This window comes from Caballeronia sp. INML1, from assembly GCF_023631085.1.
In the GTDB taxonomy this organism is placed as follows: domain Bacteria; phylum Pseudomonadota; class Gammaproteobacteria; order Burkholderiales; family Burkholderiaceae; genus Caballeronia; species Caballeronia turbans.
Window position 1 is genome coordinate 1 of record NZ_JALQDT010000022.1, and the last position, 13,428, is coordinate 13,428.

Sequence of the window (13,428 nt, forward strand, 5' to 3'; positions counted from 1 at the left end):
GTTGCTTGTACTGGGTTCTTTCGTTCATCGCAACACCTTATATGAGACAGGTGTTGCACTTCAGATTTGAGGCCGCCGAGTCAATACGCATTCCGATATATTGACTAAATACGAGCACTCGCGATCTTACAGAATAGCGATTAAGACCCGAGTAACACCTAAGAAAACCGCAACGAACAATACAGCTTGTACGAGTGGGACCCAAGCGGGCCGCTGCAATAGCCGCCCGGTCTCGTCTCGTAGGTTGTCAATCTGTGCGCTCACCTTGTTCGCATCCATCTTTCCCCTCTTGCTTGTATGGTTGCTCCCATGTAGAGAGTATAGCCTCGTATTTGGCCTGTGCTCGTTGCCGCTGTTGGCCTGCATCGCGTGTCGCTGCTTGCAGTCGATCGTAGAACCTGCTTAGGCCTGGAGGTGGTCTGTAGTCCCGGTCTAGCTGCTCGCGGTTCGAGGCCTCGGTATCCGTAGCACCAATCTTGGCTCGCTCGTCTGCGAGTCGGAACTCGGCTAAACCGATGTTGCGGAGCTTGAGTACTGCTATGAGTGGAACGTCTACCCCGGCCACACGGATACTAAAATCATGGTGGGCCTCGCCCATTGGCGTACGCTCTCTAGGCCGATATTGGAACGATACTCCGTCAATGTCGATATGATCCGCGTAGAACTTAGTATCAACAGTGGTAGGCCTAGGCGCACCTAGTCTTAAATTCCCTTTCACTATATCTCGTATGCTTAATCCGTGTTTAAGGGTAGAACAGTCATAACCGTGTTGGCTTAGTGTCTGAGCTACATAGCCCTTGGCCTTTACTGTTAATGGCTTGGATAATCGGGTAGGTTCGAATGGTGCGGCCAATTCCATTTGCTTAGTAATAAGCTCGGCCATGGCGTGACGATTACCGTTAGCTAAGTCTGGGTTATCGCAGAGTAGGGTAGCCAACGTTGTAGCCCAACATTTAGAACCGTCCTCTATGTAGAGATCGGTCCTGACAGTCAAGACTGCGCCAGTTGTTGCTATCAATGCCTCGGCTTTCTCTGCGGCAGGCAGGACAATGGTCTTGGCCGCGAAAATCAACTCTTCGTTTGTGATGCTCGGTCCTCCTCGTTCATTTACCCCCACGAAAACCGGCATATGTGCCAAGTTTTCACCAACCCCCTACCTGCATTCATTGAACATGATTTAGAATTGTTGTGATATACCAACAATCTATTACTCGAATGATAGATTTCTGCCTAGATACCCGGGGGTGTGCTCGAATATTAGGCAATTTCGGCGTGACACCGACTGGCCAGTCGCAGCATAACGGCAAATATCGAAATAAAACTTTTTGAAGCGGGACGAAAGGGCTAAATGTCAAACTTTAGGCTTTATATCGCCGAATATGCAGCAAGTTAGCAACTAGTGGCCCGTAAATATGCTGCACTTTAATGCACTAGACCGGCAAGTTACCCCTAATGCTCTCCACTAGATAACGCTGCTCCTCTAGCTTGGCCGTAAAAGCCTCGCGGGCCTGCTCGGGTACATCGTCCACGGTAATACCATGAGCGGCTACGCCCGCAGCATATCCGGGCATAAGGTCTAAGCTATCTAATACCTTAGCCGGATCGTTATTCCACGCGGCTACGATAAGGTGCGCGTTCTTATGCCGCTTAACCGTAACCCCGGCCTGCTCATTACGCTTAACCGAAATTCGATCAATCCCGAGGTCGTTACGAAGGCGTCTAACCGTGGTCTCAACCTTATCTAGAGCCACATACTCCGCGCTGCGCTTACTTCCTCCGTTGGCCGTGGACACCGTAACAGGTGCTTTCTTGGCCTCCCTTTGCACTCTACGGAGGAGGTCCTCGGATGCGAGCAACTGGGTAATCCGAGGGTCCTCCCGGCGCAAGGCCGGGTTATTCCGCAATACCTCGTTAATACGGTCGCCTCTACTCTTTCTGCCCATACTCTATTAATCTCCTTAATCGGCGTTCAACATCGGACATATAGGTGTTTTGAATACGTTGGAGAGTGGCCATATCTGCTAGACGGTCAACTATCATGGACATTTCCTTATCCCACCGTGCTTTGGCCTCGGCCCGCTCTCTTTCCATAGGCCTTGGCGGCCCTATCTCCGCTACCGCCTTGGCTCTTGCCGCCGTCTCCTCTAGGTCCCGGACCAAGGCCCGGGCTATCTCCTCGCCGCTCTTGCCGTCATTGCTGCGCCGCTTCATGAGTGCCTCCCGTGGAAAGCCTCATGGTAGGTCTAGGCGCTACGTTCGGCCTCGTGCTTGCGCTGATACTCCCGGGCCTTGGCGAATTGCTCCCGCGTCTCTGCGATAAGGGCGGCCTCCCGTTTGTGGTTGCGCCGCTTGAGGGCAATAATCCGCTTGTGCTCGGCCCGGGCCTCGTTCCCCTTGTACAGCGCGTATTGCGCACGGCGGAGGGCGTCTCCGAGCTTTCCCTCCCGGCAATCCACGGCCCGCTCTAGCCAGTCGTCTAGCTCCGTCATCGTCCTGGCCTTCATATTCCCGAGGTTCCGCCCGTAGCAGGTCTCAAAGATACTCACACGCAGGTCATTGAGCGGGCGTGTGCGCTTTCGGCTCGTCTTGTGGTCTCGCCACTGCGTAGGGACGCCAACGCGGAGAGCGAGGGCGACAACGCGCCCCCGGCCAATCTCGTACGCGCTCACGCCGCGCCCCCGGTTTCGTGCGTGGCGATAACGTCCCCCAAGCCTCCCAAGCCGCAACCAATCTGCTCCGCGATACGGGTCAAAGCGGGCAACGTCTCCGACACGTCCATTTCAAGGCGTTTCTTGGACCGGGCCTCGGTACGCACGTAGCTCCCGTTGGGCCAGTCCCGGATAAGGGACCGGATACGCCGATGGATCACAGCACGCAGCGTAATGCCCTTGGCCGCCGCCTCTGCTTGCAGGGCCTTGAAGTGGTCCGGGTGGAAACGGAAGCGGACGCTGCTATTTGGGCTAATCATTCAACCTCCGCATTTTCCAAGTCCTTGTTAATTAGGAGCATCTTTGCCTGTGCAATCAAGCGGTCGTTAATGGCGAGGTCCTTACGGAGCATCGTGTTAGCGATCTCTTTGCCGCGAATGAACGTGTTAAGGGATTCTTCCGACATGCGGGCGTCAATAATAAATTCCATGAGTTATCCTTAGTTTGGTAGGTTAGAAGCGGGTAAATACCGGGTCGAGCAGGGCGTACTTCTCTGCCGTAATGAACCCGTGGCGGAGGTTGTGCAACAGGGCTTTGCTGTTATGGCTGTTGATCCCTGCGCGAACGCTGGCCGAGTCGCCTAGTAGCGGCTTGATAAGCTCGATCCGGTGGGCCTTGGCGGTCTCCGTGGCCTTGGGATTCGGCTTTGCGGCCTGTGGCTTGACCTTTGCAGGCGTAGCGGGGGCCTCGTCCGGGGTCTCCGAATACTTAGCGACACAGGCGGAGTTGGCCGGGACAACCACGAGCGAGACCTCGTGCACGAGCGCCGTATCGTAGGTCTTGCCGCCGTGCTTATTGGGCGTCGTATCCGAGCTACGGAACCCGATGCTGAAAGCCTGCGCCGCGCCGTACTTAGCCGCCGCCGCCCAATCGTCCGCCGTGCGGCTCTCGCCGCGCGGAATCAGGTGCGCCGTAATCATCACGCCCTTACTGTCCGCCTTGGCCGATACCACAGTCCCAATCGGGAGCTTGTGATCGTGGCCGCCGAGGAGCGGGAGGGGCATCTTGGCAAACATAACGCCCCCGGGCTTCACAATGTCGCCCACCACGTCCACATCGGACGTCGTGGCGTAGCCTTTCAGGACCCGCATTACAGCACCGACAGGAGGGCCGCCACGATAGCCGCCGCTTCTCGCTTTACGGCCTCGTGCTGGTTTGCCGCGTGGAGTTGCGGTTGCATGGCGGTAAGTTCCGTACCCAAGCGGTTCGCCTCCGCCTCCGCTGCCCGCTGGCGCGCGAACGTATCCGGGTCAACCGTAGGACTGAGTCCAGCAAGGCGGACCATGTGCAATCCCTCAAACCCGCCAACCTCCTTATGAATCGCTAGGCGCGCCTCGGCGGCAATGCGGTTCTGTTCGCCGCGCTGCGCGCTAATCTCGGCAATCTTGGCCTGGAGCGTCTCCACCGAGTCCCCTTGATACTTCAACGCGGCGGCGTTCTGGTACGCCCACATACCTACCGAACGAACAAGGGCGTCCGAGTACACGGCACCGTCCCTAAAGGTGGGCCGATGCACAACTTTAGGCAGGGCTTGGGCCTCGGCCACAATCGCGTTAATGTCGAATTGCACCGTGGCGGTTTCGCGTTTCTTAAACATGTTCATTTGTATTCCTAACTAGATTTAAGGGTAACGATCCGGGAAAGTACCGGCTAGGGCCAATGGATCAGGTGGCGGCCCGCCTACGTATAAGGCTGTTAGGCCGTGGTTTCTGCGTCTACGAGGGTGCCGCCTGCAAAGGTCCAGCGGTTGCCCGCGTTAGCCGTGTCGTCCGGGGCCGCCTGTACCAAGAGGCTCTCCACATAATCACGCGGGTCTTGGTCGGTAGGCGGGAGGCCGTCTAGCTTTATCTCTTGCATATAGAGCGGGTAAAGCCCCTCGCTAAATGCCTCTTTGGAGAGGTATGAGGCGATAAGGGCCGCAGTCCACGTGGTTCCGGAATAATCAAGCGTTACGCGCTGGATAACGTGCGCATTAGCCGTAGCTCCGGTATTAGGAGTTGTGAAGTCTATAAGGATCATTAATAGGCCCCGTAGAACAAAATGCCGGTTACGTACTCGTCATATTGCGCCGAGTTCTTGGCCGCATAGGTCCACGACAGGGTACCGTTATTGAAAGAGAACTGCGGGTGGATTGTTCCGCCTGAAAGGTACCCAATAATTCGATCAGGTTGAAAGCTAACAAAACCCCCGCCCACCATGTCCGGGTCGGACCTGCTGCCGTTAGACCCGTCCAATATGGCGGACCCAATAAAACGCATAACGCGATGGGAGGCGTCCAGCACCAAATTACCGGACGCATCCCAGACCTGAAGCCCTGAGCTAATGGTTATCTCCCTCTCAAATCTGGTTATATTTCATTTGCCAAGCAAGCCCGCCTTGGCCTCTGAAATTCTGGACAGTCCGCTTGTCTACCCACGCCATGACCACGTTGTGGAGTTCCTTAGCGTCCTGCTCGGTCATATTGCCTGCGCCGTTGTTATTCACGGTTACGGATACTGGAGACCCGCCGCCCACCGAGGCCGCAGGAGCGGAACCGACCGCACCGCCCGTAGCGAAATGGTGCGCCTGCCCCGCATTAATGCTCTCCAGCAACGAGCGGTATTTCTTCGTACTGGCCGCATTAACCACGAACTCGCCGTTACTCAACATGGCCGGAATGGAGTCGCTCGTGCCCGAGCCTGCGCCGGTAATATGGCCGCCCGTAGCGTAATGGCCCACTGCACCGCCCGAGCTAAAGAACGGACTATCCAGTACGGAACTAAAGAGGCGCGACTCCGCCGCCTTGAGTGCGATCTTGGCAAGGTCTGCCATTACGCTGGACGCGAACGAGCTAAACGAGAATTTCCCGGTAGTCACGAACTCCTCTAAGGCCGTATTCATGTCCGAGAACGCCGTAGAGAACGCACTCGCCGCTACCTCCGCATTGGTCTGCGTAACGCCCGCAATACCAACCATTGAGAGCCGGATTTGATCGGCGTAGCTCTGACGTACAGCCATCTGCCGCGCTTGGTCCGCCTGGAGTTGTGTCAAAGACGCATCGTAGTAAGTCTGTGCGATAGCGAGCTTGGCTTGGTACTCCGTTTGGTCCGCCGTGGGAGAGTCGTACTGTTTCCGCAGGGCATCCTTTTCCGCCTCGAAATTAGCCAGAAGTTGATACGCGGCATCCGCCTGCGCCTTGGCATCCGGCGCTAAGAACATCGTGGCGTACGTCTGTTGCTGCGCCGCTTGAGTCCTCCGCAGAGTGGCCGATTGCTGCTCGGCAAACTTGGTAATGTCGCTAGATCGCTGCGCCGCGAGGCCCCGGAGGTTATCCGTAAGCGTTTGGTCAATCTGCTTGCGCTGCGCGGTGAGTTCCTTGAGCGTCTTGATAGCCTCCTGGTACGCGCTGGATTCCGGTTTAGCCTTGGCGAGGTCAACCCGCTTCTGAGCGTTCGCAATCTCCTGTTCGACCGCCTTAGCTTGCAAGTCGTGGAGGCTCTGGAAATACCCCTCCGCGTCAATCAAACCCGCCGAGCGTTGCGCCTTAAGTGCAGTCTGCGCGCGTTTCTCCTCGGCCTCGATAAGTTGATTAGCCGCGATCATGGCCGTTAGCGCGCCGTGGAACGCCTCCGAATTACCGCCGTGCTTGCGAGTGGATTTAGCGTAGTCCTCGTCAATCTTGGCTACGTTATCGTAATGGCGTTTGAGGGCGTCTTGATAATCCCTACTCCCCTTATCCAGACCCGCCGTAGCCTTAGCAAACGCCTTCCTCTCCTCGTCAAGCTCAAGGCTATGTTTCTGGCCCGGGGAGGCGTACTTATCGGAGCGGAGATAACTATCTACAGCAACCTTAGCGTCCCCGCTTTTAGCCGCCGCCTCTCTCATTCGCTGCTGCGTATTGATAACGCCTTGCTGCGCGCGCAATACGTCTAAGCGGGCCTTTTCCTTATCGAGTAACTCTTGTGCGGACGAGAGATTACCCACTGCACCCATTGCCTTAGCTTGAGCGAGATTGCGCTCTGCCGCCTCAACTTTGGCGTATTGGTCTCCAACCTGCTTATCGATGCTATCGGGAACGCCAACGTTCATAATGGCATTCTTGGCCCGAGTTACCGAGTAAGTAAGCTGGTTCCACCAATCTACGACTACGCCCATGTGCTTATTGGCATCTGCCTCTACCGCAGCGTGCGATTTAGCCAAGTCCGACATAATGGCCTTGACTGCACTAGCGTTATCTCCGAGCTTGACAAAATTATCAATCTCCTCGATTTGGCCCGCGCTAAAAGCGTGGTGCGCCTTTTGATACTCGGCAACCCACTTAAGCACGTCATCCTGAATCTTAGCCAAGCTCTCGGCGGCCTTATCCGTACCAATGCCAATATCCGAGGACATAGCAATAGCGGCTTGCGTCGCTAGCTGGATACTATCGGCGGTAAATGCACCCGTGGCCGCGACCTGCGCCATAGCCTCGCGCACAGATTTAAGATTAGTCGCCCCCGTTTGCAGGCCGTTAGACATTTCCGCCATTTGTGCAGCGGATAATCCTACGTATCCGCCGGTGGCGGTAATGGCCTTATTGAATGCCTCAACTTGTACGTAACCGTCATGCACAGTCTTGAGAAACTCATAAGCCGCCCCGCCCGCCGCCAGAAACGCTACGCCCAACGGGGACATAATAAGCCGCGTTAGGTCCATCGTTTCCGCAAGGACCATCATAGACCCGCCGAACCGCGTCCAACTGCCTTGGGAGGCCTCGTGCGCCAGCACCATAAGCTCGCGCCGGGAGGCCGTGGTATTAAGGTTAAACTCGTGGGTTTTCTCGCTTGCCTGCTGAATCGCGGAGATATAGCTGGATACCGAGTCGGTAACGCCCAACTGCGCCGCTTTCATTTGCAGGATTTCCGCCTGCGATTTACCCGCCGTCTGCGCCATGCGGTCCATCTGGCTAACGAACGAGTTAATAGCTCGGGCCGATGCGTTAGACCCCGCCGCAGCCGCCTCTGCAATAGCTTGCTGCGCAATCTTAATACGGTTAGCCGCTTGCTCTTGCGTTTGCTGGAATGCTTGGGCGGAACGCCTCGCCCTATCTAATTCGGCGGTGTAACCACTGGTGTCTGCGGTTACTTTTACTGTTGTTCTATTCTCGGCCATTAATAATCCTCGCGGTACGTGGGACGGCCATTACGGCCCGTAATCTCTTGGGCCTGCTCGCGGAGCAGACTGGAGACGGTTTTATCCTGCCTCGCGGCCACCATGCGGAGGGCGCGGTGTGTTTCCGAGGAAAGGCGAATAGTTACTACTCGGTCGGCATTTACGCCGCCGTGTTTCGTGTGCTGCATGGTTTGTACTCCTGTCTATCGTGATCGAATGTATGACGCAAAAGGAAACTGCCGGGGTGCTTCTCTCCTAGTCTGCTGACCAACTTGTAAGCGCACACTTACAAACCCGGAACCCTCGTGCGGTCTTGCTCCGGGCCTGTTTCGCATCAGTTAATTATCGGCCTTGCACCAACCGGGGCGTTTAAAGAGGTTTGCTTCTCTCCTAGTCTCGGCCCCAACTTGTAAGAGTTATCGTAGTACTTTGGATACCCGTCTCGCTCCCCGTTCTTCCTTGTCGCAGTGGTAACTTTGTAGCATCCTTTTAAGTCTCACAGGGAGACCGTAGACCGTCTCTGACAGAGACATATCCCGTTAGAAAAGGTCTCTGATAGATACGTGTCCGCAGAAGCAAGCGGGGCGGACCTCTCGACCCGCCCCGCTTACTCCCGTAGCGGACGTCCAGTTAGTGCAGCACGTACAGCGTGGTCCCCTCGATCATGGCCGCCAGTGCAGCGCGGGCCGTGGACTCCTCCTCTCCCTGCGGGCGGAACACGTCTGCTACAAGCGTCATACCGCCGTCCGTGATTTGCGAGTGGTAACGGTGAAGTTCGAATCCGTAGCGGTTAAGGGTTTGCTGCACGGCTTTGAAGTTGTTACGAGTAGCGTCAGGCGTATTGATAACAAGCGTGGTCATTTGGTCGTCCTCGTCCTTGGTCAGTAGGAGCGGCCATCCGTGACCGCATGAGGAGCATGATAAACGTAAAGACGACTATGTTTATTCGTTACCGTTAGACAGAAAAGTTATGGGAATATTCGTCGTTATGACTATGGATATTCGTGCTAGACTGCGGGCCTACACGTAAAGAGGGTTACGAATAATGCCTAGAGGTAGACCACAGAAAGACCCCGCCCGCTCGTTGAATGTGCGGGTAGAGGTAGCGGACCTAGAGAAGCTCGCCCTCCTCCAGACGATCACGGGCAAGCCCACGGCGGACGTAGTAAGAGGGGCTATCAAGGCATACATAGCGGAGAACGATGCCGCGCTGCGGGAGGCCGGAGAGAAACTTGCCCGTGGAGAGTACTTCGGCGGAGCGGCTAAAGAATGACTATCTACGATCTTGTTTCCTTGCGTTGGTGGCTAGTGGCAGTCCCGGCGCTGATAGTTTGGGCCGTTCTAAGCGACCTTATAAAGAAAGGGCTGTACGCTGGGCTTAGTAAGGTAAGCGGTAGCGTCCGGGAACGAACCAAGCGTTCGCGCGCCGCTGCGGAGCGTACTGGCATGCGGGCGTCAAAGGACAGCGAGCTATACGCGCGCATCTGGCGGGATGAACAACGGGACCGACAGGCGGCAATCTTCAACGCCATTGCCGCCGCCATAAGTCTCGGATCGCTGGGGCTTCTGAACTCGCTCATGGCCCTGGACCCGACACCGTGGCCGCTTCCGGTGAGGCGCGAACTACTTGCGCTCACTTTCGTGTATCTATGCACCTTGGCTTTGGTAGGCCGAGCTACTTACTACTGGGGCAAGGCGCAGGGCCGAACTTATATTCTGAGAATCGCAGACCGGTATGCCGTTTACGCCCGGGCTGAACCAAAGGTCCCCCAAGAGCAATAAACGGCCTGCTACACTTCCGCCCCATGTGGATAGTCCACACGATACAGAGGGCGTAGCTAAGTCATTGATTTTATTGATAGCGGGCGTTCTACCCAAAATCACGCACCGTTCGGCCCGGCATCCAGGCGTCCCGATGCAGGCCGATCGCACGACGCACGCTACGCGCGGCATCCGCGGCTTTCGTTCACCCCGGCGCCCGCGCGCGACACTGACATCAAAGAAGGAGCATTCATGGGCTTTCTCGCTGGAAAACGAATTCTGCTGACAGGCCTGCTGTCGAACCGCTCGATCGCTTACGGCATTGCCGCGGCCTGCAAGCGCGAAGGCGCGGAACTGGCGTTCACGTATGTCGGCGAGCGATTCAAGGAGCGCATCACCGAATTCGCGACCGAGTTCGGCAGCGACATGGTCTATCCCTGCGACGTCGCCGACGATGCGCAGATCGAAGGGCTCTTCGCATCGCTTATGGAACGCTGGGACACGCTCGATGGCCTCGTGCATTCCATCGGCTTCGCGCCGCGCGAGGCGATCGCGGGAGACTTTCTCGACGGCATGACGCGCGAGAACTTCCGCGTTGCCCACGACATCTCCGCATACAGCTTCCCCGCGCTTGCGAAGGCCGCCCTGCCGATGCTGAAGGACGGCTCGTCGCTGCTCACGCTGAGCTATCTCGGCGCCGAGCGCGCGCTGCCGAACTACAACACGATGGGTCTCGCGAAGGCATCGCTCGAGGCGAGCGTGCGTTATATGGCGGCAGCGCCGTCGCTCGGCGGCAAGGGCGTGCGCGTCAACGCCATTTCGGCCGGCCCGATCAAGACGCTCGCGGCGAGCGGCATCAAGGGCTTCGGCAAGATCCTGAACTTCGTCGAAGAGAACGCGCCGCTCAAGCGCAACGTGACGATCGAGCAAGTGGGCAATGTCGCGGCGTTCCTGCTGTCGGATCTGTCGGGCGGCGTGAGCGCGGAAGTCGTTCACGTCGATGCCGGGTTCCATGCGGTCGTCGGCGGAATGGGCGGCGAAGCGGAATAACCGCTTGTTCCCTGCATCAAAAAAAGCGCCGCTCACCTTGCGTGAGCGGCGCTTTTTGCTGGCTGCGGCCGATTCGCGCCCGGCCTTCAGCGATGCCCGTGCGGACCGCCGTGACCGTGACCGTGACCGTGCCCGTTTCCATGACCGTGTCCCGGCGGCGGACCATGATGCGGCCCGCGCCCATGCCCGTGATAGCGATCCCAGTCGCCGCGGCTCCAGTAGCGCCGGCCGTCCCAATACCGATTGCCGTGCCAGCCGATGAAAACCGGCGGCGCATACATCGGCGCGGGCTGATAGACGACCGGCGGCGGAGGCGGCGCATAGACCGGCGTAGGCGCGACATAAACCGGTGCCGGAATGCCGATGTTCACGCCCACGTGCACGTCGGCGCGTGCCGCGCTCGTCGCGCTCACCGCCGCAATCGCCAGCACACCCGCCACGAATCGACCCGAGAATTTCCTGTTCATCTGCAATCCGACCTCGCTTTTATGCTTGTTCGCTTGGCCGAAATATAACGGAAAGCTTTCAACGCAATATTTCAGCTTTGTAAGTTCCTTTGCGCTCCGGCCAAATGTCAGGAGAAAGCTTACCTTTTGTTACATTGCGTCGAGGCGGCATATTGCCTGAGGGCTGATGCTTTATCGGCGAAGCTGCCCTGGTCAGGTAGCGCCGCAACAAAAAAGCCACCCGCCAGAACGGGTGGCTTTCGGGGCCGTTTGCCTGCAATGGGCGACGCTCAATGCCAGCCGTTGTGGCGGCCGTTGTCGTGTCCATGACCGTGGCCGTGATCATGACCGTGATCGTAATGACGATAGTAGTCGTCTCGATCCCAATAGCGACGGCCATCCCAGTAACGATCGCCATGCCAGCCGACCACGATTGTGGGCTGCGCATAGACCGGCGGAGGCGGCGCGTACACGACGGGCGGCGGAGGCGGCGCATAGACCGGCGCAGGCGCGACGTACACGGGCGCGGGCACCCCGATGTTGACGCCCACGGATACGCCTGCATTGGCAGCGCCGGACAGCATCAGACCGCCGATCATCACGGCGCCCGCCAGCACGGAAGCCTTCGATACCTTGTTCATGTGATGCCCCACCTCGATGGGTTGTTTGTTGTGTTGACGGGACTATATCGGACGGATGGGGCTTCAAGTGTTCGACTTCGTAACCTGCTATTACCGAAGAAAAACTTACGAAAACGTAAGCTCGCGTCTATAGAAAAGCGGTCTTCGAATCACGAAGGCCGCAGTCCGCGCACGGGCTTTACGTCACTCAGTTCGGCAGCTCCTGCCCTTTGGTCTCCGGCGGCGCCGATGCCTACATCGGCAATCTGAACGTGCCGCGCCAGATCGTCGTATCGGGCAGCGACGCCGCGCTCGCGCAGGTCCGCGAGATCGCACTGTCGCGCGGCGCGCGCAAGGCCGAACGGCTCTGCGTGAGCGTGCCGTCGCATTGCGTGCGGCTCGAAAGCGCCGCCGAACGTCTGATCGAAGCGGCGAGCACGGTGCGCATCGACACGCCGCGCATCGCGTAATGTCGGCAATCGCGGTGCGCGCGTGCTGCGCCGCGCCGACGCCATCCGGGAATACCTCGCCGCCAATCTCCGCTATCCGGTGCGCTGGCACGATTCGACGATTGCGCTCCCCGAGCTCGGCGCGAATGTTTTCGTCGAGATGCCGCCGGACAGACGCTGACCTCCCTGCTCGCCGACGCCCTGCCCGGCGCGCCCGCCCAGGCCATCGACGCATCGCCGATCGGCTCGATTGCCGCGCGCGTGCGCATCGCACGAAACCGCGCGAACGATTGATTCGCTTCGCATGCGCGACTGATTCGCGCTTGGCGCTGGATTTTCCATCCGTTCTGCCAGCAAAATCGGAATTTTCGTGTTGCTTACAAGTCTCCTGTCATTAGCATTGCGCCGGCGTCCGCGCATCCGCGCGCAACGACAACCACAATGACATTCCAAAGGTAAAACTATGACGATCTTCCGCATCGCGCTGGCGGCATCCGCCGTGTTCACCCTTGCGTCGTGCAGCAGCATGAGCAGCATGGATCCGAACCAATTGTTGCAATCCGGGCAATTGGCGACGCAGGCACTGTCGCTCAGCGATTCCGACGTGCGCACGATCTCCGACAAGTCATGCGCGCAACTCGACAGCGAGAACAAGGTCGCGCCCGCGTCGAGCCAATACACGCAGCGCCTGAACAAGATCTCGAAGCAACTCGGCGACAACATCAACGGCGTGCCCGTCAACTACAAGGTGTACATCACGAAGGACGTCAACGCGTGGGCGATGGCCAACGGTTGCGTGCGCGTCTACAGCGGCCTCATGGACCTGATGAACGACGACGAAGTGCGCGGCGTCGTCGGCCACGAAATGGGTCACGTCGCGCTCGGCCACACCAAGAAGGCGATGCAGGTCGCGTATGCGACGTCGGCGGCACGCTCGGTGGCGTCGTCGGCAGGCGGCGTCGTCGGAAACCTGTCGGCGTCGCAGCTCGGCGACCTGTCGGAGAAGTTCGTGAATGCGCAGTTCTCGCAGTCGCAGGAATCCGCCGCCGACGACTACTCGTTCGACATGCAGAAGAAGAAGGGATACAACCCGGCGGGACTCGTGACGGCGTTCCAGAAGCTCGCATCGATCGATGGCGGCAAATCGAGCATGCTCGACTCGCATCCGTCGTCGCCGGCGCGGGCGAAGCATATTCAGGATCGGATCGCGTCGGGAAAGTAACGGGTAGTTGAGCGCAACGCGCGCGGTGACGCGCGTGTCGGC

At 58.1% G+C, this 13,428-nt stretch carries 15 protein-coding genes; 4 read left to right on the forward strand and 11 right to left on the reverse strand.

Annotation, left to right across the window (positions count from 1 at the left end; translation table 11 throughout):
* Positions 1-1,926: 1,926 nt before the first annotated feature.
* From NCR38_RS08395 to NCR38_RS08430, 8 genes are all read right to left on the reverse strand, one after another.
* Positions 1,927-2,211 (reverse strand): hypothetical protein, encoded by a 285-nt coding sequence (locus tag NCR38_RS08395; protein WP_250476796.1) that lies wholly within the window; start codon positions 2,209-2,211, stop codon positions 1,927-1,929.
* A gap of 32 nt (positions 2,212-2,243) precedes the next feature.
* Positions 2,244-2,489 (reverse strand): hypothetical protein, encoded by a 246-nt coding sequence (locus NCR38_RS08400; RefSeq protein ID WP_250476797.1) that lies wholly within the window; start codon positions 2,487-2,489, stop codon positions 2,244-2,246.
* 176 nt (positions 2,490-2,665) lie between these two features.
* Complete coding sequence (locus tag NCR38_RS08405; RefSeq protein WP_250476798.1) at positions 2,666-2,968, reverse strand: hypothetical protein; 303 nt, start codon at positions 2,966-2,968, stop codon at positions 2,666-2,668.
* Positions 2,965-3,138, reverse strand: a complete 174-nt coding sequence (locus tag NCR38_RS08410) for a hypothetical protein (RefSeq protein ID WP_250476799.1) — start codon at positions 3,136-3,138, stop codon at positions 2,965-2,967. Before NCR38_RS08410 ends, NCR38_RS08405 begins: the two co-directional genes overlap by 4 nt.
* Positions 3,139-3,160: 22 nt before the next feature.
* A complete protein-coding gene (locus NCR38_RS08415; RefSeq protein WP_250476800.1) occupies positions 3,161-3,799 on the reverse strand; it encodes an HK97 family phage prohead protease in 639 nt (212 codons plus the stop codon).
* Positions 3,799-4,311 (reverse strand): hypothetical protein, encoded by a 513-nt coding sequence (locus NCR38_RS08420; RefSeq protein ID WP_250476801.1) that lies wholly within the window; start codon positions 4,309-4,311, stop codon positions 3,799-3,801. The genes NCR38_RS08415 and NCR38_RS08420 overlap by 1 nt, the downstream gene beginning before the upstream one ends.
* A gap of 734 nt (positions 4,312-5,045) precedes the next feature.
* Positions 5,046-7,838, reverse strand: coding sequence for a phage tail length tape measure family protein (locus tag NCR38_RS08425; RefSeq protein WP_250476802.1), 2,793 nt, complete (start codon positions 7,836-7,838; stop codon positions 5,046-5,048).
* 630 nt (positions 7,839-8,468) lie between these two features.
* On the reverse strand, positions 8,469-8,699 hold the full coding sequence (locus NCR38_RS08430) for a hypothetical protein (protein WP_250476803.1): 231 nt from the start codon (positions 8,697-8,699) through the stop codon (positions 8,469-8,471).
* Positions 8,700-9,851: 1,152 nt separating this feature from the next.
* Between NCR38_RS08430 and fabI the strand changes: the two genes are divergently transcribed.
* Positions 9,852-10,649, forward strand: a complete 798-nt coding sequence (gene fabI, locus NCR38_RS08435) for an enoyl-ACP reductase FabI (RefSeq protein ID WP_061119632.1) — start codon at positions 9,852-9,854, stop codon at positions 10,647-10,649.
* 86 nt (positions 10,650-10,735) lie between these two features.
* Here the strand turns inward: fabI and NCR38_RS08440 are convergent, their stop codons facing one another.
* From NCR38_RS08440 to NCR38_RS08450, 3 genes are read right to left on the reverse strand one after another with little or no spacing between them, the layout of a single operon-like run.
* Positions 10,736-11,116, reverse strand: coding sequence for a hypothetical protein (locus NCR38_RS08440; RefSeq protein WP_250476804.1), 381 nt, complete (start codon positions 11,114-11,116; stop codon positions 10,736-10,738).
* A gap of 58 nt (positions 11,117-11,174) precedes the next feature.
* On the reverse strand, positions 11,175-11,441 hold the full coding sequence (locus tag NCR38_RS08445; RefSeq protein ID WP_250476849.1) for a hypothetical protein: 267 nt from the start codon (positions 11,439-11,441) through the stop codon (positions 11,175-11,177).
* Positions 11,386-11,736 (reverse strand): hypothetical protein, encoded by a 351-nt coding sequence (locus NCR38_RS08450; RefSeq protein WP_061119633.1) that lies wholly within the window; start codon positions 11,734-11,736, stop codon positions 11,386-11,388. Before NCR38_RS08450 ends, NCR38_RS08445 begins: the two co-directional genes overlap by 56 nt.
* Before the next feature lie 209 nt (positions 11,737-11,945).
* Here NCR38_RS08450 and NCR38_RS08455 point away from each other — a divergent pair, with 209 nt between their 5' ends.
* The 3 genes from NCR38_RS08455 to NCR38_RS08465 all read left to right on the forward strand — a co-directional run bounded on the left by NCR38_RS08455 (position 11,946) and on the right by NCR38_RS08465 (position 13,386).
* Positions 11,946-12,185 (forward strand): hypothetical protein, encoded by a 240-nt coding sequence (locus tag NCR38_RS08455; protein ID WP_250476805.1) that lies wholly within the window; start codon positions 11,946-11,948, stop codon positions 12,183-12,185.
* A 22-nt stretch (positions 12,186-12,207) separates the two neighbouring features.
* Positions 12,208-12,345 (forward strand): hypothetical protein, encoded by a 138-nt coding sequence (locus NCR38_RS08460; protein ID WP_250476806.1) that lies wholly within the window; start codon positions 12,208-12,210, stop codon positions 12,343-12,345.
* A gap of 282 nt (positions 12,346-12,627) precedes the next feature.
* Positions 12,628-13,386 (forward strand): M48 family metallopeptidase, encoded by a 759-nt coding sequence (locus NCR38_RS08465; protein ID WP_284503678.1) that lies wholly within the window; start codon positions 12,628-12,630, stop codon positions 13,384-13,386.
* Positions 13,387-13,428: the final 42 nt, after the last annotated feature.

Coding starts and splice junctions, on each gene's coding strand:
- NCR38_RS08395 (WP_250476796.1), bottom strand. CDS start 2,211: ATGAAGCGGCGCAGCAATGACGGCAAGAGCGGCGAGGAGATAGCCCGG.
- NCR38_RS08400 (WP_250476797.1), bottom strand. CDS start 2,489: ATGACGGAGCTAGACGACTGGCTAGAGCGGGCCGTGGATTGCCGGGAG.
- NCR38_RS08405 (WP_250476798.1), bottom strand. CDS start 2,968: ATGATTAGCCCAAATAGCAGCGTCCGCTTCCGTTTCCACCCGGACCAC.
- NCR38_RS08410 (WP_250476799.1), bottom strand. CDS start 3,138: ATGGAATTTATTATTGACGCCCGCATGTCGGAAGAATCCCTTAACACG.
- NCR38_RS08415 (WP_250476800.1), bottom strand. CDS start 3,799: ATGCGGGTCCTGAAAGGCTACGCCACGACGTCCGATGTGGACGTGGTG.
- NCR38_RS08420 (WP_250476801.1), bottom strand. CDS start 4,311: ATGAACATGTTTAAGAAACGCGAAACCGCCACGGTGCAATTCGACATT.
- NCR38_RS08425 (WP_250476802.1), bottom strand. CDS start 7,838: ATGGCCGAGAATAGAACAACAGTAAAAGTAACCGCAGACACCAGTGGT.
- NCR38_RS08430 (WP_250476803.1), bottom strand. CDS start 8,699: ATGACCACGCTTGTTATCAATACGCCTGACGCTACTCGTAACAACTTC.
- fabI (WP_061119632.1), top strand. CDS start 9,852: ATGGGCTTTCTCGCTGGAAAACGAATTCTGCTGACAGGCCTGCTGTCG.
- NCR38_RS08440 (WP_250476804.1), bottom strand. CDS start 11,116: ATGAACAGGAAATTCTCGGGTCGATTCGTGGCGGGTGTGCTGGCGATT.
- NCR38_RS08445 (WP_250476849.1), bottom strand. CDS start 11,441: ATGATCACGGCCACGGTCATGGACACGACAACGGCCGCCACAACGGCT.
- NCR38_RS08450 (WP_061119633.1), bottom strand. CDS start 11,736: ATGAACAAGGTATCGAAGGCTTCCGTGCTGGCGGGCGCCGTGATGATC.
- NCR38_RS08465 (WP_284503678.1), top strand. CDS start 12,628: ATGACGATCTTCCGCATCGCGCTGGCGGCATCCGCCGTGTTCACCCTT.